At 45.8% G+C, this 24,493-nt stretch carries 22 protein-coding genes; 18 read left to right on the top strand and 4 right to left on the bottom strand.

Going from position 1 to position 24,493, the window contains the following annotated elements:
• Positions 1 to 236 precede the first annotated feature (236 nt).
• The 3 genes from NSU15_RS26820 (at position 237) to NSU15_RS26810 (ending at position 3,010) form a co-directional block, all read left to right on the top strand.
• Positions 237 to 1,049: a PQQ-binding-like beta-propeller repeat protein gene (locus NSU15_RS26820; RefSeq protein WP_339288184.1), complete on the top strand. Its 813-nt coding sequence runs from the start codon at positions 237 to 239 to the stop codon at positions 1,047 to 1,049.
• Entirely contained in the window at positions 1,050 to 1,577 is a 528-nt protein-coding gene (locus NSU15_RS26815; RefSeq protein ID WP_339288183.1) for a hypothetical protein, read from the top strand.
• A gap of 149 nt (positions 1,578 to 1,726) precedes the next feature.
• Positions 1,727 to 3,010, top strand: a complete 1,284-nt coding sequence (locus tag NSU15_RS26810; RefSeq protein WP_339288181.1) for an ArsB/NhaD family transporter — start codon at positions 1,727 to 1,729, stop codon at positions 3,008 to 3,010.
• 273 nt (positions 3,011 to 3,283) lie between these two features.
• On the opposite strand, the gene NSU15_RS26805 is transcribed toward NSU15_RS26810, so the two are convergent.
• Positions 3,284 to 6,103 carry an S-layer homology domain-containing protein gene (locus NSU15_RS26805; protein WP_339288179.1) on the bottom strand — a complete coding sequence of 940 codons (2,820 nt, stop codon included), beginning with the start codon at positions 6,101 to 6,103 and terminating at the stop codon, positions 3,284 to 3,286.
• A 323-nt stretch (positions 6,104 to 6,426) separates the two neighbouring features.
• Between NSU15_RS26805 and NSU15_RS26800 the strand changes: the two genes are divergently transcribed.
• The 8 genes from NSU15_RS26800 (at position 6,427) to NSU15_RS26765 (ending at position 14,130) form a co-directional block, all read left to right on the top strand.
• Positions 6,427 to 7,203 (top strand): ABC transporter ATP-binding protein, encoded by a 777-nt coding sequence (locus tag NSU15_RS26800; RefSeq protein ID WP_339288177.1) that lies wholly within the window; start codon positions 6,427 to 6,429, stop codon positions 7,201 to 7,203.
• A 105-nt stretch (positions 7,204 to 7,308) separates the two neighbouring features.
• On the top strand, positions 7,309 to 8,112 hold the full coding sequence (locus tag NSU15_RS26795) for an ABC transporter permease (protein WP_042131090.1): 804 nt from the start codon (positions 7,309 to 7,311) through the stop codon (positions 8,110 to 8,112).
• A gap of 36 nt (positions 8,113 to 8,148) precedes the next feature.
• Positions 8,149 to 9,036: an ABC transporter permease gene (locus NSU15_RS26790; protein ID WP_339288176.1), complete on the top strand. Its 888-nt coding sequence runs from the start codon at positions 8,149 to 8,151 to the stop codon at positions 9,034 to 9,036.
• Positions 9,037 to 9,059: 23 nt separating this feature from the next.
• Positions 9,060 to 10,667, top strand: a complete 1,608-nt coding sequence (locus tag NSU15_RS26785; protein WP_042131089.1) for an FAD-binding protein — start codon at positions 9,060 to 9,062, stop codon at positions 10,665 to 10,667.
• On the top strand, positions 10,664 to 10,996 hold the full coding sequence (locus NSU15_RS26780) for a ferredoxin family protein (RefSeq protein WP_076285505.1): 333 nt from the start codon (positions 10,664 to 10,666) through the stop codon (positions 10,994 to 10,996). The genes NSU15_RS26785 and NSU15_RS26780 overlap by 4 nt, the downstream gene beginning before the upstream one ends.
• Positions 10,997 to 11,043: 47 nt before the next feature.
• Entirely contained in the window at positions 11,044 to 12,102 is a 1,059-nt protein-coding gene (locus tag NSU15_RS26775) for an ABC transporter substrate-binding protein (RefSeq protein ID WP_339288175.1), read from the top strand.
• A gap of 79 nt (positions 12,103 to 12,181) precedes the next feature.
• Entirely contained in the window at positions 12,182 to 13,792 is a 1,611-nt protein-coding gene (locus NSU15_RS26770; RefSeq protein ID WP_339288173.1) for an FAD-binding protein, read from the top strand.
• Positions 13,789 to 14,130 (top strand): 4Fe-4S binding protein, encoded by a 342-nt coding sequence (locus NSU15_RS26765; RefSeq protein WP_042131086.1) that lies wholly within the window; start codon positions 13,789 to 13,791, stop codon positions 14,128 to 14,130. The genes NSU15_RS26770 and NSU15_RS26765 overlap by 4 nt, the downstream gene beginning before the upstream one ends.
• Before the next feature lie 99 nt (positions 14,131 to 14,229).
• Here NSU15_RS26765 and NSU15_RS26760 read toward each other — a convergent pair whose 3' ends face one another.
• A complete protein-coding gene (locus tag NSU15_RS26760) occupies positions 14,230 to 14,775 on the bottom strand; it encodes a glutathione peroxidase (protein WP_339288172.1) in 546 nt (181 codons plus the stop codon).
• 669 nt (positions 14,776 to 15,444) lie between these two features.
• On the opposite strand from NSU15_RS26760, the gene NSU15_RS26755 reads away from it, so the two are divergent.
• From NSU15_RS26755 to NSU15_RS26730, 6 genes are all read left to right on the top strand, one after another.
• The gene (locus NSU15_RS26755; RefSeq protein ID WP_042131084.1) at positions 15,445 to 16,524 is read left to right on the top strand and encodes a bifunctional 3-deoxy-7-phosphoheptulonate synthase/chorismate mutase; all 1,080 of its coding nucleotides are present in this window, start codon (positions 15,445 to 15,447) and stop codon (positions 16,522 to 16,524) included.
• A gap of 254 nt (positions 16,525 to 16,778) precedes the next feature.
• Positions 16,779 to 18,155 carry a SulP family inorganic anion transporter gene (locus NSU15_RS26750; protein WP_339291478.1) on the top strand — a complete coding sequence of 459 codons (1,377 nt, stop codon included), beginning with the start codon at positions 16,779 to 16,781 and terminating at the stop codon, positions 18,153 to 18,155.
• Between the two features lie 187 nt (positions 18,156 to 18,342).
• Entirely contained in the window at positions 18,343 to 18,825 is a 483-nt protein-coding gene (locus NSU15_RS26745) for an Rrf2 family transcriptional regulator (RefSeq protein ID WP_042131082.1), read from the top strand.
• Positions 18,826 to 18,846: 21 nt separating this feature from the next.
• Positions 18,847 to 19,845, top strand: coding sequence for an LLM class flavin-dependent oxidoreductase (locus NSU15_RS26740; RefSeq protein WP_042131081.1), 999 nt, complete (start codon positions 18,847 to 18,849; stop codon positions 19,843 to 19,845).
• A 193-nt stretch (positions 19,846 to 20,038) separates the two neighbouring features.
• Complete coding sequence (locus tag NSU15_RS26735; RefSeq protein WP_339288170.1) at positions 20,039 to 20,842, top strand: hypothetical protein; 804 nt, start codon at positions 20,039 to 20,041, stop codon at positions 20,840 to 20,842.
• A gap of 105 nt (positions 20,843 to 20,947) precedes the next feature.
• Positions 20,948 to 21,781 carry a prohibitin family protein gene (locus NSU15_RS26730; RefSeq protein WP_042131079.1) on the top strand — a complete coding sequence of 278 codons (834 nt, stop codon included), beginning with the start codon at positions 20,948 to 20,950 and terminating at the stop codon, positions 21,779 to 21,781.
• A gap of 126 nt (positions 21,782 to 21,907) precedes the next feature.
• Here NSU15_RS26730 and NSU15_RS26725 read toward each other — a convergent pair whose 3' ends face one another.
• A complete protein-coding gene (locus NSU15_RS26725) occupies positions 21,908 to 22,897 on the bottom strand; it encodes a 3-oxoacyl-ACP synthase III family protein (RefSeq protein WP_042131078.1) in 990 nt (329 codons plus the stop codon).
• Positions 22,898 to 22,907: 10 nt separating this feature from the next.
• Entirely contained in the window at positions 22,908 to 23,249 is a 342-nt protein-coding gene (locus NSU15_RS26720; RefSeq protein WP_042131077.1) for a hypothetical protein, read from the bottom strand.
• A gap of 324 nt (positions 23,250 to 23,573) precedes the next feature.
• Between NSU15_RS26720 and deoC the strand changes: the two genes are divergently transcribed.
• Positions 23,574 to 24,251, top strand: a complete 678-nt coding sequence (gene deoC / locus NSU15_RS26715) for a deoxyribose-phosphate aldolase (RefSeq protein ID WP_042132492.1) — start codon at positions 23,574 to 23,576, stop codon at positions 24,249 to 24,251.
• The last annotated feature ends 242 nt before the right edge of the window (positions 24,252 to 24,493 follow it).

The following is a 24,493-nucleotide window of genomic DNA, read 5'->3' as shown; positions in this document are numbered from 1 at the left end:
AAACCCCTTGTTATTCATATATTTGATAAAGCTTGTTCGTTTATGAAAGAATGTGATTATTATAACACAATAACTTACAAATTGTAAGTTTATGAGTAAATGTTTTGAATTCCAGTCTTTTAAATTACAAAATGAGGAAGATTAATCCATGTTATTACATTATAATTGTCATTAGTATTATATTTCATTTTAAAAATATATCCAAAGATAGCATTTATATGAGGAGGCGTGTGGTAGTGGGAGGAACATTATTAAAATCACATCTTCGTACTGCAGTTATTGGTTTAGGGGTATTGCTTATGGTAAATCCGGTACAAGCTGCTGGGATTGATTCACACACCTCGTATATAGGCTCAAACTTTGAGGATTATTATGCAAATCTGCCTGCTGCGAAGGTAGAGTGGTCAACAACGATGGATTTACCAGCATTAGAAAATGTACCGACGGATTACCTCATGGGGAAGGGGGTTGTTTCTGTTGGTGCAGGTAAAGTTTTTATGCTTCAAAAGGGTCAACTGCTTGCCGTTAACGCTCAGACAGGAAAAGTTGTGTGGAAATACGGTGCTAAATTAAAAACACCGATGCTTTATCAAGACGGCGTGGTTTACGCGACTTCTGAGGCGGGTACCATCTATGCAGTGAATGCAGCTACTGGAAAAAATAAATGGAGCTCGTCAGCAAATAGTAAAGGTGTCAGTCAATTGGTTCTTGATAAAGATCAGCTATTTGCCGCAGCCAATGGTGATATTCAAGCCTACAATCTGAAGGATGGCAAGTTGCAGTGGCGTGATAACTTCAGAGATCAGCTGTTTGAACCGTTTATGGTTGAGGGGAATCTGGTACTAGCTCAAAACTCAGTATCTGGAGCATATACGTATGACATCTTGCATGTGTTTGATCGAACAACGGGTAAGGAGCTTTGGAATAATAGAGATTATGATCTTCCGATTGCAGAGATTAATGGAACGCTTGTCGTACAACGGAAAGCTACCTTATTCGATACTTACCCACTTCCGACACTCGACAGTCTGGATGTTAAGACAGGGTAAGTGGTAAAAACCGTAGAGTATAATCCTGCTAATATTGACCCGAATGATCCCGAAGCATTTAAGGGAGGCAGTGCCTGGAGTGACGGTGACAGAATTTATATAACAGGGGAAGAGGGTGTTTTTAGTTACCCCCTGAATGCAGATCCTGCTACCGTAACACGAGATAATTACTCGTATGCATCTATCGGATCGAATTTAGAATACGCAGCTGGTCCTTATGATGGAAGAATTCTTTTTAGTAAGGGACAAAGTATTTATGGTGTTAAAATGGCGAATAAATCAGCGGTTCAGTATAGTGGAATTAGCAATCCGATTGCACGCTTTGATCTGCTCGGACATGGTATGTATGTGGCCCAGACTGACGGAAAATTAATCGCGATAGACCTGATTACCGCAAAACCGATCTTACAGCTCAAAACACCAGATAGAGTATTTGGCCCAACCTTGCTGGAGAACGGGATGATTATTGTACAGAGCAAAGGGAAGCTAACTGCTTTCAAGGAGCCGCAGGCACTGAAGATGAAATAATAGAATTCATAAGCGGCTCACCGAAGAATATTCGGTAGAGCCGTTTTCTGTGAATTGGACTTTAAAATCCCAGTGCGAAAAACACAATTCTAATTTATGATTAATAGGATATAGATTTAAGAAATTAAATAGAAGGACCGGGGGATTTTATGGAACAGCAAGCAATTTGGGCGATAGGTATTTTTCTACTGATTTATGGACTGATTATATCTGAAAAAATTCACCGTACGATCCTAGCGATGTTAGGTGCTATTGTTATGGTAGCGATGGGCATTGTGGATCAGGAGACGGCATTGCATCACATCGATTTTAATACCATTGGATTACTTGTAGGCATGATGATGATTGTAGGAATTACTGCAGAGACAGGGCTCTTTAAATATGCAGCCGTGAAATCGGCTAAGCTGGCGAAAGGGAAGCCGAGACGGATACTGATTGCCTTATTTGTTATTACTGCTGTGGCTTCTGCCTTCTTGGATAATGTTACAACAGTGCTACTTATGGTACCCGTTACCTTCAGTATTACAAGACAACTGCGCATAAATCCGCTGCCTTTTTTGATGTCACAAATTATCGCATCGAATGTCGGTGGGACAGCAACATTGATCGGAGATCCGCCGAATATTATGATTGGCAGTGCTGTGAAAGAGCTGACTTTTATGTCCTTTATCAGCAATCTGACACCCGTGATTATTATCATTATGTTGGCGTATATCCCGCTTTTCCTGTTGATGTTTGGTAAGCAAATTAAATCTACGCCGGAATTGCAGCAAAGCATCATGAGCATGGATGAGAAGGCGATGATTACGGATCATAAGCTGCTGCGAAAATGCTTGATCGTACTTGGAATTACGATTACAGGCTTCTTTTTACATCAGGCGTTACATTTGGAGTCTGCTACGGTTGCCTTAGCTGGGGCTTTTTTACTGCTCTTACTAACTGGAGGAGAACACATGCTGGAGAAAGCTTTTCACAGCGTGGAGTGGATTACGATCTTCTTTTTTATCGGACTGTTTGTTCTAGTATCAGGACTCGTCGAGACGGGTGTCATCGCGGAGCTGGCTGCCAAAGCAATCGAATTAACGGGCGGAGATGTACTAAAGAGCTCAATGATGATCTTATGGGTGAGTGCAATTGCTTCTGCATTTCTTGATAATATTCCGTTTGTAGCAACGATGATTCCTTTGATTCAGGAGATGGGGCAGATGGGGATTACCAATCTGGAGCCCCTCTGGTGGAGCTTGGCCTTGGGCGCTTGCTTGGGCGGAAATGGTACATTAATCGGTGCCAGTGCCAATCTGATCGTTGCGGGTCTAGCTGGTAAAGAGGGCTACCCAATCACATTCATGAAGTACTTGAAGGTGGGTTTTCCTTTGATGCTGTTGTCCATTGTGATCTCAAGTGTATATTTATATTTAAGATATCTGATGTGAAACCGTGTAGCTAAGAACCGAGGGAGCGATAGGTTTGAAGTGATATGTGGAAGAGGTTATGAAATAAGTGTACAGAATGCAATGAACTCAAAGGTTTCCGAAGTTTGCCCAACGTGCACTTAACGTTATGCAATGCAGATAAACAAGAAGGCAGTGATTCTCTAATATCTGAGGATCACTGCCTTCTTGTTTTTTACATTAATAGGGCTGCTTTGGAGAGCCGCTTTTTATAGCTGGAATGTTTAGTATTGAGAGTTGAGTTCCTTCCTGTGCTTAAGGAGTATGGCTTCCGAAATAATAGTAAGTTCCTTTTGGATATTGATTCCACTCACCCTCAAGTGAAAACTGCTGTGATCCAGTGTATATACCAGATTTTCGGACAATAGTTCCACCTGTGGAGAGGAATTGCTGAGTAGAAGAAGGATCACCGAGAACATCTACGATTTGGCCGTTTTTCTTCAGTACTAATGCTGTAATATTATATGCTCCTGGATTATATAGACTCAGATCGTCATTGTAATAGAAGATATTTAATAAATCAAATGCGTCCCCAAAAGTAGAATCTATAAAAATATACGGCATTGTTGGGAATACAGGAAATAATGGACGGGAATAAACCTGTTTGCTTTGGGTTGCTTTCATAAATTGGTGGACCTCTAGAGTGTAGCCTTCTGCCATATCATTGGGAGTACCATTTCCTCTGTAATACAGTTCGACTGCAATTCTGCCATTCCCGCCGTCCAGATACTCTGAGAAGAATAGCTCAGAGGTACCCTGTGAAGCCACGCTTATGGATAATACAACCGCATTGCCATCAGAACCTACTATCCATACCGTTCCTGGACTTGTAGGGCCATTCCATATAACTCCATTCAGAGTTACTGGTCCGCTTAATGAACCCTTGATGTTTTCTGTGTACACTTTAAATTGGTTCTGGTTAGGAATCAGCTTGGAAATGTCGAAGGAAAGATTCGGTATACCTTGCTTGGTGGTTATTGGCACAAAGCCGTTGTTTACAAGCTGGGCTGTAATCAAGGTGAAAGCTGTGGTAGTTGAACCTCCTTTACCATCGCTTGCTATGAGGGTCACTAAACCACTCGCTGAACTATTAGCTGCCGGAGTTACCGTCAGAATGTTGCCATTAAGGCTAAGTGTGCCAGCATTTACGTTATCTATAGAAGCTGAATAAGTAAGCCTGTCATTGTCTGGATCTTGAAAAAGCTGCCCCAGATCAAATGTACGTGGGGCCGTGATACCTGGGGTTAAGAGCTGAGTAGTGATTTCAGATATCACAATTGGCGGCTGATTAGACGTTACAGTGAATACAAAAGTTGCGGTGTTAATGCCGCCTCGACCGTCCATTACTGTTATGGTAATCGTGGCTGTACCTGAATGGACCGGAACAAGGTTGAGACGATTACCATTTACAGATACAGTGGCGACGCCAGCATCAGAGGAGGAAGCCACGAATGTAAGCGGGTCGCCATCCGGATCAATGAACACGTTGCTGATATCAACGTTTTGAGTGCCACTGGTGATCAGAGCAGATATTGGATCAATATTTTTTTGCACGACTGGTGCATGGTTCACCGGAGTCGGGGTAGGTGTAGGCTCAGGAGTCGCCACCGGAGAAGGACTCGGAGTCGCTACCGGAGAAGGACTCGGGGTCGCCACCGGAGAAGGACTCGGGGTCACCACCGGAGAAGGACTCGGAGTAACCACCGGAGAAGGACTCGGAGTCGCTACCGGAGAAGGACTCGGGGTCGCCACCGGAGAAGGACTCGGGGTCGCCACCGGAGAAGGACTCGGGGTCGCCACCGGAGAAGGACTCGGAGTGGCCACCGGAGAAGGCTCAGGAGTCGAATCGCTCACGGCGTTAGCAGACGTGGACGGAGTATATGCAGGAGCAATAACTCCGGATGTATTTTGAACCATTTTGATATTACCTTGAATGGCTGTGTAATTTGTTATGAAATGCGAAGGCAGACTGTTGCCGGGCAACTGCAGATTTTGAATAGACAGGGCTGGATCGAGGGTAATCTTAGCGCCGCCTTCAACTATTTTTAAGGTTTGCAGGGAAGAGCTACCATGAATAGTAACTGGAGTTATAGAATCCACAATGATCTGCCCCACTTGGCCCTGAAAGGTTATACTCGAAACGCCATTTTTGATCTTCAAATCACCGGAAACATCACCTTTAATAACAACATCATTTCCTGAAATGTTAAGTAAAGAACTAGAAGGTAAGCCGGAGGTATTTAGTTGAACCCCTTTTTGTACAATTTCTAGCTCCTGTAAACCGTGCACATGACGATTCAAGGAATTGAACTTAAGAACAGCTCCTTTTAAAGCATCATGGTTGTTAACAGTCATTAATTCTTTAAGGCTATCTTCAATGAGGTAAGGTGTGCCATTGATCGTTACGAAATCTCCATCGATATTGTCGATCGTTGCCGTTTGTTGTTCTTCTTTAAAAATATTCAGCAGAAAAGAAGCTATATCCTGGCGCTGTACAGTACCTTTGGGGCTGAATATATCTTCGGGAGAATCTATAAGTTTAAGGCGAAGTGCGACATCGGTGTACTCTTTTGCCCAATTGCTGATTGCGGATTCATCATTAACCTTGTGGGCATGTCCACCTTGCGCCCCAATTCCATGGATAGCACGTACAAATATAACTGCAAGCTCTTCTCTGGTTACAGGCCTGAATGGATTAAAATTACCTGTAAGATCACCCTCCATAAATCCTGCCTTCTTCACTGCTTCAATAGCGGAGACACTCCAACTGGAGTCAGATACATCTTTAAAGGAAGAAGCGGGGTTCACTGAGGAATCTAGCTTTAAGGTCTTCGCTAGAATGGCTGCCAGCTCTTGGCGAGTAATTGTGGCAGTGGGTCTGAATTGTCCGTTCGGGTCACCTTTAAGCAATCCTAGACGAGCAGCCTCGAGGATTGCGGCACTTTTCGTCTGTTGTATTTCTGTTAAATCAGAAAACGGTAGAGTGATTTCAGCTGCAGATGCATAGAGTGTACCACTGAATAAGGTGTTAAGGGCAACAAGTGTTGCTCCCCATTTTAATGATATGCTTTTCAAGCAAAAACCCCTTCCTTAGAACCAATTTTTCATAAACTTACTTCATTATATCGACGCAAAAGCAAGAATTTTTAATACTTTCATCCTACTAAAAGTGATTAAAATCATTGTTTTTATAACTTACGGACTAAAAGTAACTCCACATCGTTCCATAAAAGGGCTTGTTTTTTGTTGACAGCTAATAAAAACGATGATATTTTAAATATTATAATTCCAATTGATTTACTTTGAATAAAAATTACCGACTGTTCCTACAGAGGTATTGCGAATGTAAAAGCGCAATACCTCTGTTTTTTGTATACAGAATTGAAGGAGGGGTCAGGATGGGAGAAGCGTTGCTGGCTATTTCAAATCTGAATAAACGTTTTGAGTCTGCAGGGGGTCATGTTCAGGCACTGTATAATGTTGATCTCCATGTGCAAGAGGGTGAATTCATTACGGTCATCGGCCCCAGCGGTTGCGGCAAAAGCACGCTGCTGCGCATCGTGGCCGGTTTGGACAGCGGTTATACGGGGAGTGTTACCCTAGGAGGGACGGAAATTGGAGGTCCCGGAATTGATAAAGGGTTTATTTTTCAAGAGCATCGTCTCTTTCCTTGGCTCACCGTAGAGAAGAATATTGCTTCCGATTTACCGCTAGGGAACAAGGAGATTAGACGGAAGGTCGATGAGTTGATTGATCTCGTCAAGTTAAATGGATTTGAGAAATCCTATCCCCGGGAGTTATCGGGAGGGATGGCCCAACGGGTGGCGATAGCCCGTGCACTACTGCGAAATCCCAAAATCCTGCTGCTGGATGAACCGTTTGGTGCACTGGATGCGTTCACCCGAGCACATATGCAGACGGTATTACTGGACATTTGGCGTGCGAATAAAACAACCATGATTTTTGTAACACATGATATTGATGAGGCTGTATTCCTAGGCAATCGGGTAGTGATTTTAGAACCGCGCCCCGGAAAGATACGTAAGATTGTACCGGTTGATCTGCCGTATCCACGCAAAAAAACAACGTCTTCCTTTCAAGAGCTACGTTTGAAGGTGTTGAATTATTTTGAAAAGGTAGATGAGCTAGAGCTTACAGATGGAGCAGGAATATAAAATAGGTCGACCATACCCATGGAGACTTTCGAAGGCAATAATATTCGAGGGTCTCTTTCTGTTTTTTAAAGAGATTGTAAAGCTAAAAAAAGGCGGGTGCAGAGCATGACAAATCGGGCTATGGCCGTAAGAACTTCCGAACGCCCCGGAAAGGTAACAACATTGGGACTGGGTCTTCTGTTGCCGGGCACTGTGCTGATTCTGTGGCAGACCCTAGGACACTATGGAATGATCTCAGAAATGCTGTTTCCGACACCGTATACCATTGCAGAATCATTTGTATCCTTGGCCGTCTCAGGGGATTTATGGCCGAACTTTAGGATCAGCTTGGTGAGAGCTCTTTCCGGCTTCCTGCTCGGTGGTGGACTTGGACTGCTGTTAGGTATTCTTGTAGGTCTGTTCCGCAGATCAGAGAAATTGCTAGATCCCTCCCTGCAAATGATTCGCATGATACCGAGCTTGGCGGTAGTGCCGCTGTTCATCTTATGGTTCGGGATTGGCGAGGAATCTAAAGTGCTGTTGATTGCTAAAGGCGCATTTTTCCCACTTTATATTAATACGTTTATGGGCATTCGCGGTGTGGATAATAAGCTGTTCGAAGTTTCTCGAGTGCTTGGGTTCAGTCGGTTTAAGCAAGTTGTAAGATTAGTGCTTCCAGCGGCGCTGCCGAACATTATTCTCGGAGTGCGCCTTTCCTTGGGGCTATCTTGGTTAGGTCTGGTAGTAGCAGAGCTGATTGCTTCCACTTCAGGCATTGGGTATATGATGTCGGACGCGCGTCAATTCGCGGATACCCCTGTGGTGTTCGTGGGAATTATTATTTTTGCTATTGCAGGAATGGTGAGTGACTCTATTGTCCGCTACATTGAACGACGGCTGCTCAGATGGCAGGACAACTATCGTGGATAAACAGAAAACGCGCAAGAAACGAAAGGGGGATGCACCATGAGCGATGGAGTAGAAGCTATTTTAAAAAACGCTACAAGAGCACGGGAATCGTTAGATAGCAGTGATACTGCTCCTTTATCGACTAAGAAATCGGAGAGATCCGCGGTACCTATAGCATGGAAATCTCTACTGTCAGATTGGGGAACGGGCGCTATCATTCCGGTGGTGACGATCGTCCTTTGGCAGCTGGCAGGAAGCACCGGACTGATCTCCGCGCAGTTTTTGCCGACTCCGTTGTCGATCGCCAGAGCGTTTACAGGCCTATTGGTTACTGGAGAGTTAACTCATCATCTAGGTGTCAGTATGGGGAGAGCGGGAATTGGTTTTCTCATCGGAGGTGTTCTAGGCCTTTTATTCGGAGTCCTGACTGGTTTATTTCGCAGTGTGGAATATGTGCTAGATCCTAGTGTGCAGGTGTTGCGGCTTGTCCCGCATCTAGCTATAGCACCGCTGATTATTTTGTGGTTTGGCTTTGGGGAGATGTCTAAAGTAGTGATCATTCTGACAGGGTCATTTTTTCCACTCTATATTAATACGTTTATGGGCATCCGCAATGTGGATAACAAGCTGTTTGAAGTGTCTCTAGTATTAGGCTTTAGCCCGTATCAGAAGCTGCGCAGGTTGATATTGCCGGCAGCATTACCTGGGATTTTGTTAGGATTGCGGCTGTCATTGGCTGTAGCATGGATTGGTCTTGTTGTAGCTGAACTTATTGGATCACAATCCGGCATTGGATTTCTGATCAATGAGGCGAAGCAGAATTCAAATACAGAGGTTGTATTTGTAGGCATTATTATTTTTGCTATAGTCGGTAAGTTAATCGACTCTTTGTTCCGAATCATTGAACGCAAGTTCTTGTTCTGGCGCGATAGTTACGAAGGGTAAACCAATTGAGGAGGTCTTGGGCTATGAGTAGATCGATACAAAAAGGATCGTTGAATTTGGTGGCGGATGTGCTCGTTATAGGCGGAGGACCGGCAGGAACATGGGCAGCCCTTACGGCCTCAGCAAAGGGTGCGAAAGTTGTCCTCGCAGATAAAGGCTATTGCGGTTCGAGCGGTGCAACTGCGCCTTCGGGAACAGGGGTCTGGTATGTCAAGCCGGATGAAAAGCTCCGGGAGGAAGCTAAGGCAAGTCGATATATATTGGGCGGTCAGCTGGCTGAATCCCGCTGGATGGACCGAGTGCTAGACCGTACGTATGTCAATATGAACAAACTTGGCGTTTCAGGATATCCATTCCCTGTAGATGAGCAGGGCAATCAGTTTCGTAGGAGTCTTCAGGGACCGGAATATATGAAATTAATGCGTAAACTGGTGAAAAAGGCGGGCGTTAAAATTTTAGATCATAGCCCAGCCATGGAGCTCCTTGCGGATGAGCATGGCGTAGCCGGAGCGGCTGGCGTTCATACGCAGAGTGGTGAGACCTGGACGGTTCAAGCCGGAGCGGTCGTTATTGCTACTGGGGGATGCGCCTTCTTAAGTAAGGCACTCGGCTGCAACGTGCTTACCGGTGATGGCTATTTATTCGCTGCTGAGGCCGGAGCAAATCTGTCAGGTATGGAGTTCTCTAATGCCTACGCGATTTGCCCTACGTTCTCATCGGTGACCAAGACGGCGTACTACAGCTATGCCAGCTTTTATTATGAGGATGGGAGCATTGTGGAAGGGGCAGGTTCCAAGAAAGGGCGTTCAGTGATCGCTCGGAATTTGCTGGCAGGCAATCAGGTGTACGCCAAACTGGATGGAGCGCCCGAAGATTTAAGACCGCTGCTGCGGGTGGCGCAGACGAACTTTTTCCTGCCCTTTGATCGACAAGGGATCGATCCGTTCAAGGATGCTTTTCCGGTTACGCTTCGTCTCGAAGGAACGGTTCGCGGGACGGGTGGTATTCATATCACAGACGAAAGCTGTGGCACAGGTGTTCCGGGACTTTATGCGGCAGGAGATGCAGCAACCCGTGAGCTGATTTGCGGGGGATTTACTGGTGGTGGCAGCCATAATGCGGCTTGGGCTATGTCATCCGGCTCTTTTGCAGGAGAAGGGGCAGCTGTCTATGCGCAGAGCCTTGGCTCACATGCAGCGCACCGTAATCCAGTCGGCTTATCGTCTTCCCCACTGGTTCATCAAGAAGTGAAGCCAGGAGTGACTGCTCAAACGACAGAGGTTATATCTGCTGTGCAGGCTGAAGTGAAGCCGTATGACATTAATTTATTCCGTACGGACAAAGGGCTGACCTCTTCATTAGGTCGTCTGGATGAACTGTGGAAAGATCAGCGCAGCCGTGAGATTCAGCGTACACCTGAAGGGGTTAAAGCGCGTGAAGCAGAAGCCATGACAGCAACCGCCCGCTGGATGTACAATTCTGCGCTTGCCCGTACTGAGACGAGGGGCATGCATAAGCGTGAAGATTTTAAGGGAACGGATCAAGATCAGCATCATCGCTTGATTAGCGGTGGATTGGATCAGGTATGGGTGAAGACAGAAGCCGTGGCCAAGGAGGGTGTTTTATCGTGATTGAGGTGATCAGCGCTGCCAGATGTGTAGAGTGCAACCAATGTGTATCGGTCTGCCCAACCAATGTTTTCGAACGGGTAGAGGATGGCATTCCTGTTATTGCCCGGCAGAGCGATTGCCAGACTTGCTTTATGTGTGAGCTGTACTGTCCTGTGGATGCTCTTTATGTAGCGCCAGATTCAGAGAAAGTGATTGGGGTGACAGAGGCAGGGCTAGAGGAGCAGGGGCTACTTGGTGGTTATCGTGAAAAAGTAGGCTGGGGCAAAGGCAGACAGCCGGTAGCAAGTCATGACTTTATGTACAAGTTGGCGTCGAGGGCAGGGTTCTGATCTTGATTAAGATTTAAATAAATAACATTTACTAGGGGGAGAAAGTAATGAAACAAGCGTACAGAGAGATTCAAGGGAAACGATCTAAAAGGATACGATTTGCACTTTTAACTACGATAATGATGATCATGCTGGTGCTTCAGGCTTGCGGAAATAACGCTGGGGGCAATGGAGCATCTGCATCCGGCGGCTCTAATACAGAGAAATCTGGAGGAGAGACCGCGAGTAATGTTCCAGCGGTTCTAAATTTTGGTTTTATCGGCTCCAATAAGCTGAATGTGCCAGGTGGCGCGGAGGGCTGGGGCTTTTATAAGGGGATTATTCAGGAAGAGTTAAAGAAATATGGCATTACTGAGGTGAAGCTTACGGGCTTTCCAAACGGTCCCGATCAGACAGAATCCTTAATTAGTGGTCGGCTGGATATCGGCAGTCTTGGGGATACACCTGCTATTATTGCTTATGCTTCTGGCGCCAAGACGCGTCTGATTTCACAATCCTCAGCCAACACTATCGGTTATTTAATCGGTAAGAAGGATGGGCCTAAGACGGTGAAAGATCTGCAAGGTAAAACTATCGCGATTCAAAAAGGCTCTTTTATGCACCGCTATGTGGTCGGATTACTACAAGAAGAAGGCGTGACCGACTACAAACTCGTGCATATGCTCATTCCGGATGCTACCGCAGCTTTAGCACGTGGAGATGTAGATGCTACTACGAACTTGGGTGTTCCTGCGCTGAAGTTAATTGACCAAGGCTATACTCACTTGGATGACGCCTCGAAGCATCCGAACCTGCTTGGCACTAGCGCAACCGTTGTGTCTGAGGATTATCTGGCGAAATTCCCTGATTTCCCTAAGGTATGGAATGCCGCTCGTGAGAAAGCATTGGCTGACTTGAAGCAGCATGAAGATGAATATTATCAATTCCTCGCCGAAATCGGAGATACAACCCCTGAGCTGGCGAAGCAAGTAAATCCGATCAGCGATATCAAGGATACCGCATTTACTGATGAGGGAACCAAGCTGCTGGAGGGTACTAAAAACTTCCTTGTCGAAGAAAAGCTTGCGAAAAAGGATTTTAATATTAGTGATTGGCAGCTGAAATAACGATGGCTGGGAAGAACAACCTGAATTTGAAGCGGTCTAAAATAGCATGTGCTAGCTAATTTTTTTGGGAGGAAGTCAAATGTCGCAGATTAAGAAGGAAATGACAGTGGATGTCCTCGTGCTTGGAGGAGGCCCCGCAGGTGCTTGGGCGGCATGGAGTGCAGCGTCGCAAGGTGCAAAGGTAGTCCTGGCCGATAAGGGCTACTTGGGCACAAGCGGGGCTACTGCTCCGGGCGGTACAACGCTGCTCGTTATCCCTCCGATTGCCGAACTGCGAGAGCAGGCGGTTCAATCCAGGCTGAAATCCGGTGGATATTTGTCGGAGAATGCTTGGATTCACCGAGTGCTGGATCAGGTAGAGCAGAATCTGGCTCTAGTCGAGCAGTGGGGTTATCCTTTTCCAAAGGATGAGGCAGGCAACTCACTTCGTACACATCTGCATGGAGCAGAATACATGCGGATTATGCGAAGAGTTGTCCGCAAAGCGGGGGTCACGATCCTCGATCAGTCGCCAGCGCTAGAGCTTCTTCATGATGAACATGGGGTTGGCGGGGCACGTGGAATCAACCGTCTGACAGGGGAGTCTTGGGAAGTGAAGGCTAATGCCGTAGTGATGGCAACCGGTGGCTGCGCTTTTCTCAGCAATGGTCTTGGCTGCAACGTACTGACAGGCGAAGGGCTGCTGATGTCTGCTGAAGTGGGAGCCGAGCTGTCGGGCATGGAATTCAGTCGCCAATACGCGCCGAGCTTTGCGGATGGAACCGTAACCCGCGGCCGTATGCTGGCGTGGGCAACGCTTTATGATGCGGACGGTCATCCGCTGCATAAAGGGGATCGGACTTTTGGCAGCATTCCTGAAATGATGCTCAAAGGTCCGGTTTATGCTTCGCTCGATATGGCAGATACAGCGGAGAAACAGGATTTTCTGCGAAAAGCGCATCCGATTTTCTTTATGCCGCTGGAGCGGGCGGGGATTGATGCGTTTAAGCAGAAATTCCCGCTCACCCTGCGCTATGAGGGAACCATGCGCGGTACTGGGGGGTTGCGCCTTACGGGCACGGACTGCCGGACGACCGTGCCCGGACTTTATGCGGCCGGAGATGCCGCATCTCGCGAGAAAGTGACCGGCGCCATCTCCGGCGGCGGGGCTTACAACGCTTCCTGGGCCATATGCAGCGGAAGCTGGGCAGGTCAGGGAGCCGCGCAGCATGCGCGGTCCTGCCGAGGGCAGGCGAACAGCCGCAACCTTACCGCAGCGGGACGCTACGGTCTGGCGTTTGGCGCCGACACCTCGGAGACGCTGGAGGTGAAGCCGCTAGTCGCGGCGATCCAGCGTGAAATCTTACCGCTGCAGATTAATTATTTCCGCAGCGAGCCGGGCATTTCTTCAGCCTTGAAGCGGCTGAATGCCTTGATGCCCTTCTTGAACGGGCGGGTCCCCGCCACCGTACAGGGCATCGTGCAAGCGCGTGAAGCCGCGGCTATGCTCGCGGTCGGCAGGTGGATGTACACCGCCGCACTGGCTCGGAAGGAGACGCGCGGCCTGCAAAAGCTTGCGGAATATCCAGAGCTTGATCCGCGTCAAACCCACCGGCTGATTGTATCCGGTATAGAGCAAATAAGCATCGGTACCGAAGCTGTGCCCCATGCTCATGAACTGAATCTACTAAAGGAGGGGCAGGCGATATGATCGAACTAATCAGCTTGGAACGCTGTGTGGGTTGCAAACTGTGTACGAAAGTATGTCCGACAAACGTATTCGAAATGCAGGGGAAGATTCCGGTTATTGCGCGTCAGGAAGATTGCCAGACTTGTTTTATGTGTGAAGCTTATTGCCCTGTAGATGCACTCTATGTAGCACCGCAGGCAGATCAGCTGATCGGTGTAAATGAGGAGGCGCTAATCCAGACAGGGCTGCTAGGGAGCTGGCGGGCTGAGATCGGCTGGGGACCGGGCGCTAATGGCTCAATGGCTGAAAGGGATACTACCCCTTATTTTGAAGTGTTTACCGAGCAGTACCGTACGTGAAAAAATGAATGTTCTACACTAAAAAGCCGCTCAGACTTACAAGTCTGAGCGGCTTTTTTTAATTCGGTATTGTAGCTACACATCTTCTACTAGAAAAATCTATAGCAGTGCTTCGATCGCTGGCTCAATATCCAGCGAATCCACAGTAGATTCGAATCTTGTAATTACATTGCCTTCGCGATCAATTAGAAATTTAGTAAAGTTCCATTTGATTTCGTCATTGTTCAGTGCTTCCGGATCTTTGCTCTCAAGCATGCTTTGAAGCAGCTTTCCTGAAGAATGGTTCATGTCGAAGCCTTCAAATCCAGCCTGCTCCGTAAGGTGAGTGAAGAGGGGGTGTTTATTTTCGCCCTTTACTTCAACCTTCTCAAAGAGAGGGAACGTAACGCCGTAATTGATTTGGCAAAAGACATTCACTTCTTCATTGCTGCCAGGTTCCTGCTCCCCAAATTGATTGGAAGGGAAACCGAGAATTTGGAAGCCACGATCTTCGTATCGTTCATAGAGCTTTTGCAGGTCGGAATATTGATGGGTAAAGCCACATTTACTTGCTGTATTCACAATCAAAAGTACTTTACCTTTGTATTGTTCTAGTTCGATATCTTTTCCACGAATACTGCGTGCCGTATATGGATAAATGCTCATGCTGCTACATCCCTTCAGTTATGTATTGTAAACCCTAAAGCTGCCAGTGAATAAGAACAGGAAAAATTTTCAATGATTTAATTGTAAACAATGAAAATATCACTGTCAACTTCATACCCAGAAAGGGAGTGGAACCTTTAAAGCAGAACTAGAATAGTATGGATATGGGTTATTTCATATTTCAAAGCAGCTGTTATAGGAATAATTCTACCTCATATTGTTTTAATGCGTTAAAGCTACTCTGCGTTCCATTATTATCTTGCATCGAAAACATTTTTTGATTAAGATAGCAGAAACCAGCGCAAAAGACGCGCTGACATAAACAAGGACTATGACGAAGAGAGTAAGCATTATAGCGGATCTTAACAGGGAAGGCGTGCCGGAGACTGAGAGCACCCTTATGAGACGATTAATGCCGAAGTTCACTTCCGAGTCGGCCCCTGAAGTAGTTTGTCACAGGTCGTGACAGGTATGAGTAGGGAGGCCCGCGCCCCGCGTTACCGGGTTTAAGATAGAGTTAATCTTTAGTCAAAGGAATTCGATATTCTATTCCTTTGTGCTAGTATTCGGGTTAATTCTAAATAAGGGTGGTACCACGGCTCCTCGTCCCTTGCGACGGGGGCCTTTTTGCGTTTCAAATTATAACAAAGAAGAGGGAGTGGAAGGGTAATGAGTAACGTGGAATTGGATGTTCTTAGAGGTCGTCTGGATGAAATCAATGGGCAATTGCTGGAGCTGATCTCCGAGCGGGCTAAGATTGTGCAGGAGATTGGAGTAGTTAAAGAAAAGCAAGGTGTGCCTAAGTTCGATCCAGAACGTGAAAAGAAAATGTTGGATCAGCTCGTAGCGAGCAACAAAGGACCTTTCACTGACGGGACCATCCGCAGCCTCTTCAAACAAATTTTTTCAGCTTCTCTGGACTTACAATCCGATGAACATAAAAAAACCTTACTAGTAGCACGCAAGGGTCACAAAGAAGATACAGTGATTGTTTTGCCGGGAGATGTTACGGTTGGCGGCTCTTCTTCACTGATGGTAGCTGGCCCTTGCTCCGTGGAGAGCGAACTACAGACCCGCACCGTAGCTGCTGCTCTGCAAAAGGCTGGCGTACGTGTTATGCGTGGCGGTGCCTTCAAGCCCCGGACTTCTCCTTATGACTTCCAAGGTCTAGGTATGGACGGACTAAGAATATTACGTGAAGCTGCAAATGACTATGGTCTGCTGACCATTAGTGAAATCGTAGATCCAAGACATATTGAAGAGTCTTTAGATTATGTAGATATCATCCAGATCGGTGCACGGAACATGCATAATTTCGAGCTGCTCAAGGCAGTCGGAGAAGTTAATAAGCCAGTGCTGCTGAAACGCGGATTGGCTGCCACACTTGATGAATTCATACATGCTGCGGAATACATTATGTCTCGTGGTAACACACAAATCATGTTGATTGAACGCGGAATTCGTACCTATGAAAAAGCGACCCGCAACACGCTCGATATCTCAGCAGTGCCTATTCTCAAGCAGGAGTGCCATTTGCCAGTATTGGTCGATGTTACTCACTCTACAGGACGTAAAGACATTCTCATCCCTTGCGCAAAAGCCGCGCTCGCAGCCGGAGCCGATGGGATTATGGTCGAGGTGCATCCTGATCCTGCAACCGCGCTGTCCGATGCCGCACAGCAGCTGAATATTGATGAGTTCAACACCTTCTTTAACGAAGTGAAAGCATCCGGACTGTACCGAATCTAGAAATATAGAATTTGAATGATATTTCAAGGATTGGCTAGAAAATGAGGTGAATAAGCGCTTACAAGTCTAACTAATCTTTTTGTGAAGGTGAAGGCGGGTCGAGTACAATAAGCAACATTAGCGTTGCACCGGCCCCGGGTCTTTTGGAAAAAGGCCTATATACCTTAATAGTCACAGGAGGAAATTAGATTTTGAAGCAGCTTACCTTAAATAATGGGTGGTTTTCTAACACTCGAACCGATATTTTATCGGGGATGACCGTAGCCGTTGCACTGATTCCTGAAGCGATCGCTTTTTCAATCCTGGCGGGAGTAAGTCCGATGGTTGGTTTATACGCCTCTTTCTGTATTGCGATTGTAACAGCACTTGCCGGAGGCAGACCCGGAATGATTTCGGCGGCTACAGGGGCTATGGCTCTGTTAGTCGGAAGTCTTGTACTAGAACACGGAATAGAGTATCTGTTCGCAGCAACTGTACTGGCTGGTGTGTTTCAGATATTGATGGGGATGCTAAAGCTTGGCCGCTTCATCACGTTTTTGCCACAGCCGGTTATGACGGGGTTTGTCAACGCGCTGGCAATACTGATTTTTATGGCGCAGCTTACCCATTTTAATGGACAGGGCTGGGTGATGTACGGCCTGGTAGCTCTGACATTGCTTATTATCTACACGGTTCCTCGGTTTACCAAAGCCGTACCTTCAGCACTTGTAGCGATTGTTATCGTTTCTGTTCTTAGCATCGCTCTTCATCTGGACGTAAGAACCGTAGGCGATATGGGGAATATTACAGCAACTTTGCCACTATTTCATCTTCCGCAAATCCCGTTCACGCTGGATACTCTGCTTATTATTTTGCCATATTCACTCTCACTGGCCGTAGTTGGGCTATTGGAATCACTGATGACTGCCACCTTAATAGACGATATTACGGGCACAGGTAGTGATAAGAACAGAGAGGCGAAGGGACAGGGGCTTGCGAATGTAGTCACTGGTTTTTTCGGAGGGATGGCAGGCTGTGCGATGATCGGTCAGTCAATGGTTAACATGAAGTCTGGAGGACGCACGCGTCTGTCCACGTTTGTGTCAGGGATCTTTTTATTGTTCCTAATTATTGTACTTGGCGATGTCGTTAAGCAGATCCCGATGGGCGCACTGGTTGGCGTAATGATAATGGTCTGTATCAGCACCTTTGAATGGGGCTCGCTCAAAACTTTAACCCGTGTCCCGCTCAGTGATGCGCTGGTTATGATTGTGACGGTGGTCACCGTGGTGGCTACGGACAACCTTTCTATTGGTGTTTTGTTTGGAGTTCTGTTAAGTGCTCTAACGTTTGCTTGGAAAATAGCTTCGATCCGCCTAACTGTTCAGGAAGCTGCCTCTTCCAAAACATATGCGGTTTCCGGCCAGCTGTTCTTCGGCACGACAAGCCACTTCATTCATGAATTCGCCTACGATAGCGATCCGGATCATATTATTATCGATTTCTCACACTCTCATGTGTGGGACCAATCCGCAGTTCATGCCATAGGGAAGACGATGAGCAAATACGCCGAGCGTGGCAAAAAAGTCACTATTACCGGACTTAATGACCAGAGCTCGCAGCTGGTTCAGCGGGTGGGATTATCATTATGAAAAAAGATTGCGCTATATGCGCGATCTTTTTTTATAGTAGGGATAACCGTAATAGAAGAAGAGTAAGGTTTTACTTTTGGTGTAAACTGATATAAAGTATAAAGTGGATAATGTTTATCCGCTTTATACGCGGATGTTATCATCTACAGTTCTATTCAAGCTATCTACGTAAATCGAGGTGCTGTACATGCATATGAAAACAGGGGTAGAACAGTCAGTATATGCACTAGTTCTACTCAACATGCTGCCGGATAAGGCGGTTCTGTCTGGGGAAGCGATTAGCCAGCAGCTCGGAGCATCGGCGACCTATTTTCAGAAACTGTTAAGAAAGCTGGTTACCGCAGACATCATCACATCTGTTCCCGGCATTAAAGGCGGCTTTAAATTAAAGAAGAGACCTGAGGATATTCGTGTATATGACGTTTACCTCGCGGTGGAGGGACAGCAGTCGCTGTATTCATCCAATGGTATTCTGGTAGACATGTTGGATTTAGAAAAAGAAGATAGCTGCTGCCTGCTAACCAATCTGATGGAAGAAGCTGAATCCTCCTGGAAAGCTGTATTAAAGCGGGAGACTATTGCTTCGTTGTCGGAGGAAATGCGCGGTGAACGTTTTAAAGATAAGATTGCAGCCTTAGAGGAATGGATCCGCAATAAAATGGTCATCTAACCAAAGAAGGGATGTATTCGCATGAGATTAAGCGTATTGGATCAGGCACCTGTGACTAGTGGTAACACAGCGGAAGGTGCTTTGAATAAAGCAGAAGAATTGGCTATTTTAGCAGATGAGTTGGGATATAGCAGAATGTGGATGGCTGAGCACCATGGCGGAAATACATTTGCTAGCTCGGCTCCTGAAGTAACGGCAGCCCGTTTAGCCGCCAAGACCAACCGTATTCGAATCGGCACCGGCGGTGTGATGATGATGCATTATTCTCCACTTAAGCTGGCGGAAGTATTTAAAACGTTAAGTGCTTTTTCCCCGGGGAGAATTGATTTCGGTGTGGGAAGAGCGCCTGGCGGCGATACAAGTGCCATGTACGCTCTGTCTGAAGGCCGCGAGTTAATGCTGCATAACATGTATGATAAGCTTGGCATTACTATGCAGTTGCTTAGCGATCAGATTCCGGAAGATGAGCTGTATGCCAAAAATCTCGCTGCTCCAACGAAGGTGGCGCTCCCAGAAGTATGGTTGTTAGGCTCGAGCGGCAACAGTGCGCGAAAAGCTGCACAAATGGGAGTCGGATACTCTTTTGCGCAATTTTTTAACGGTGCGATGAGTAATGAGATCTTGGACCAGTATCGGAATAACTATCAGCCTTCTATCTTCATGGACAAACCTGAGATCAGTGTATCCTATATGGTGACCACAGCAGAAACGAAGGAAGAAGCTGAGTATGAGGCATTACCGCAGGATATTTTCCGCTTGATGATGAGTAAGGGCAGAATTACGCAGGTGCTGACACCAGAAGAAGCTCAGAACATATCGTTATCAGAAATTGACCGGATGGCAATCAAGGAAGGCCGTAAGATTCATTTGGTCGGTGCGGTTAAAGACATCGCCGTACGCCTGCAAGAAGAACAAGCACAATATGGATTCCAGGAAGCGATGATATGCAGCATTCCGCATTCGCAGGAAAAACGGCTAGAGGTTTACCGGTTACTGGCGCGTGAACTGCTCGGTTCTTGATTCTGGAAAGCTAAGAGTGATTGATTATAATAGCAATTTCCTATCTTAACCCGCATTTGATGCGGGTTTTTTGTATGCCCAATTTAGCTTTTTGATCGACACATGCCCTCAAAAGACAATAAATTAACCCTCCCGCCCCCTAAAAGTAACATTTGAATATCTAACTTCATCTATGATTAATGAAAGATTTAATTTGAAAAAGAGGATTGGAAGTGATCAAGAGATGTTTCCTTTACATAAATCCGTTACGCTGATAGCTTTGCTTCTAATGAATCTGCTGGCGGGTTGCCAACATCAGGCTGATCCAGCCCCCCTTCAATCGGCCAACGACTACCACACATCAAGACCAAGGCCAACAGACACCGCTGCTAACCTCATTAAGCTGGAGTGGAAGCTGGTGGATACAATCCCTGTAGTCTCTCAACTAAGTGCTCCACCTACAGGCGCTACTTTGATTACAGAGAAGAAGCTTGATGATTTCGGAGGAGTCAAAGTGAGTGTGTATACAATGGCTAGTGACGAAGACTATGTATATGCCAGAGTTTCTTCATCCCAAGGACAATACAGTCTAGGGGCGATAGGGACTTATAATTATCGTCAGCCGGAGAATATCAAGGTAGAAGTGGTGCGGATTTTTAGCGAAAAGGTGCTGAAAATCACCGGTGGACTAGGAGCAAATAATTCGCTCACTAACTATTATTTAATCGACGAGAGTGGTAACCCCTCGGGATTGCTGCAGATAGATACCGGACATTCCAAAGAGCTGGATGTTGATGGGGATGGATCTATTGAGGGTGTAGCTGCACATGGAAATCCGATGAGTGCCTACATTTACCGCTGGAATGTTGATCACGCTGAGGTAACTTTCGTTAATGATGCTTTAAAGGCAGACTCCGTGGTGCTAACGGATGAAGGAATATATGAAGCTTTAAATATCGGGGACAAGCAGAGCAAAAGATTCCGGTTGACCTTAGAAGGACTGATCCAAGAGCAATAACGTCATGACCAGTGCTGCTGAAATATTTCCTGCGACCAATTCCCTCAAACCTCCGTATAGACGATTAAGCTTAAATGATTATCCATAATCTAGGAGGGGTATTGGATGAATATGCAAATGAATCCGAAATTGAAACAGCTGCGTCCGGGAAAAATAGTTAGCGGTGTTGCAGCAGTGCTCATTGTATTGTTGATTGGCGCGAACTCTTTTGTATCTGTGGAATATGGGCATGTAGGTTTGTACAAAACCTTTGGTAAATTAAATGACAACACGTTGTCACCCGGCATTCATTTTAAAATTCCATTTATTCAGACGGTAATTCAGGTCAATACGCAGGTAACGAAGGCGGAGACCGATACTTCAGCTTCTTCAAAAGATCTTCAACCTGTATCCACACATGTAGCAGTGAATTATTCCGTAAACAAGGCTTCCGCCTTTAATCTGATGAACAATATCGGAGGTAATTTTGACAATGTAATTATCAATCCGGCCATTCAGGAAATCGTCAAGGAAGTGACGGCAAAATATCCAGCAGAAGATTTGATTACGCGCCGTGATGTAGTGTCTAGTGAGATCAGTGAGCATTTAACTGCTAGGCTGGCAAAATATGACCTGATCGTCAACGATATTAACATCGTTAACTTTAAATTCTCGGAGGCGTTCAATCAGTCCATTGAAGCGAAGCAGGTTGCTCAGCAGCAGGCGCTAAAAGCGGAGAATGATCTTCGTAGGATTGAAATCGAAGCGAAGCAAAAAATCGCCCAGGCGCAAGCAGAGGCTGAATCTCTAAGACTTAAGAAGCAGGAGGTTACACCTGAGCTGGTGCAGCTGAAGCAAATTGAGGTCCAAGAGAAAGCGTTAGAAAAATGGAACGGCGTGCTGCCGTCAGTAACAGGGGGAGCGACTCCATTTGTGGATATTCAATCCCTGACGAAATAATTCATTGTTGGATTTCTGATTTATTTTTCCAATTGCTGTTCTGTTTGAGTTCGTGGCTGTCTGCTTCAACATCTGCTCCTCTGATGGGAAAGCCCTACTTCTATAGAAGTAGGGCTTTTTATACTATTAATATTGATAAAGCATTGTAGGAATTTGCCAGCCAGCGCCGACTGACCAAAAGAAGACATAATCGCCACGTTTGATTCGTCCGTCTTCGACTCCGCGTTGAAAGGCGATAAAAGGACTGCTTGTTGCTGTATACCCGAACTCGTCACCTACGTAGATGAATTTCTCATCAGTAAGTCCAAGACCCTCTTGGATGAGTTCGATATTTTTGAGAGAGAATTGTGAAAGGCAGAAGGCAGATATATCATCTGTAGTCAGGCCGTTTCTTGAGAGAAGCTCCTTCATGTCTGCAACGGCCGCATCTACACATACTGTACCGTCAAAGGGGGTCCAGCGTATCCGAATTTGCTCCGGTGTAATGTCTTCATGATAAATATTCGAAAGACCGCAAGCAGGGAACATAATGTTCTCAGAGCCCTCAGAATCAGTGTAATAAAGGGAGTCAATGAAGCCAGTTTGCTCGCTCCGTTCCAGAATGACAGCTGCTGCGGCATCTCCGAAGTTAGGGTAAGTAATTTCATCATCTGTATTGCAATTTACCGAGCTATAGTCACTGCCCACGACGAGCGCGTACCGAATGCTAGGATTAGCTTGCATATAACGACTTGTCTGCTCCACGGCGGATACCATTCCTGCGCAGTTGGCATTGGAATCTTGTGTAATGGTCCGGTGTTTGCCTTGCAGCATACGGTGTAGCAGAAGTGCGTTGGTAGGGTAGGTATATTCCGGTGTCTGAGAAGCGAACGTAATCATGTCCATATCTTCCCCATGCAAATTGGCTTCATTTAACACTTTTTGGGCGGCTTTGAATCCCATCGTTAGGGCATTCTCATCCTTTTCTTTTACGATGTATCTCCGGTCACGACCCATGACTTCCAGGAATCGCTTGATGTCCTTGCCCATACTCTGGAAATGCCCCAAATAATAATCATTAGTTACGACATGCTCCGGATGGTAATAAGCAGCTTGGCGGATGGTTATATGTCCCAAATGAAACCTCCTATGCTTCAATAATTTCGTAATTCTCTAATTTCGTTGCCCGGGCTACTCGGCTCAGCTGCATTTTTAGGACAGGGCTTTTGGCAATAATGAAGGTCACTTTTTTAAATCCAGATTCTTTATACAGTATGTAGCATTGTTCAAGCATAGGAAGAGTGTCCGGCGAGGATACGTTTAGTGTCTTGCAATCTAAAATGATCTCAAATTGTGTCGGGTCAAAGGTACTTATGATTTGGTTGTACTCCTGAATGAAACGTCCGGCGTCCTCAGGTGACATAGAACCTTCCACTTGTACATTCAGTTTCTGGGCTGCAGCGTTTGAGGCGAAATTAAAGTTTCCCATTTTAAACAGTCTCCTCCTAAGTAAGTTTGAAGAAAAATTTTAATAAATAGGCTAAAAAACCCATTTATATATAACTATTATCGTATTTTTAAATGGGAAAGTTTAGGGAGATTGTTATTTATATTTTAAAAAATACAAGAAGGTATAAATTTAACTTGAAAAGATAATTAAGTTAATAATGACCTGCTCCAAGTATATTTATAATGAGTTAACCGAGATTGGAGTGGGCTTGATTGCCCTGTCGACTTTGCAAAGCAGAGTTCTATTGGTATGATTACAGAGATGAAAAAAATTTACTATCCAAATCATGGAGGAATGACAGAAATGAGCGAAATTACACTATCGGGGATCATTGATCATACACTGCTTAAAGCAGATGCACGGAAAGCAGATATCATTAAATTGGCAGAAGAAGCAAAAGCCTATAAATTTGCTTCGGTCTGCGTAAACCCTGCCTGGGTAGCTACTGCCCATGAAGTATTGAAGGATACGCCTGAAGTTAAAGTATGTACAGTTATCGGCTTCCCACTCGGATCTTCGACAACAGAGACTAAAGTATTCGAGACTACCAATGCTATTGCGAATGGTGCAGGTGAGGTAGACATGGTTATCAATATCGGAGCGCTGAAAGATGGTAACGATGAACTGGTTAAACATGATATTGCATCAGTTGTAGAAGCAGCTCGCGGCAAAGCGCTGACTAAGGTCATTATCGAGGCTTGTTTATTAACGGAAGAAGAAAAAGTACGTGCTTGCAAGCTTTCTGTTGAAGCTGGAGCAGACTTCGTAAAAACATCCACAGGATTCTCTACAGGTGGAGCAACGAAGGAAGATATCGCTCTGATGCGTGCAACAGTTGGACCTAATGTGGGTGTGAAAGCTTCCGGCGGTGTTCGTAGTGCGGAAGACGCTCATGTAATGGTACAAGCAGGCGCAAGTCGTATTGGTACTAGCGGCGGTGTAGCGATTGCTAAGGGAGAAACAAGCCAAAGCAGTTACTAATCAAAGCAGTTACTAATAGAAGATAAGTAAACCAGTAGCGGTGAGATAAGGTGGACAAGCTTTGTCCGCCGCTATTCTGTTTTTTATGCGTAGAAGCTCTCTACTAGATACATAGGGTATACCTGTTTTTTTAGCTTAAAAACTGTTATTGAAAGCGTTATCTGATTTTTATCGAACAGGCTTTCATTCGCAAAATAAAATTGTAATAATTCACACCGGAATAATAAGATTTTTTTCTTTTC

This window comes from Paenibacillus sp. FSL E2-0201, assembly GCF_037963325.1.
In the GTDB taxonomy this organism is placed as follows: domain Bacteria; phylum Bacillota; class Bacilli; order Paenibacillales; family Paenibacillaceae; genus Paenibacillus_AQ.
This window is presented reverse-complemented; position numbering and strand designations above follow the sequence as displayed.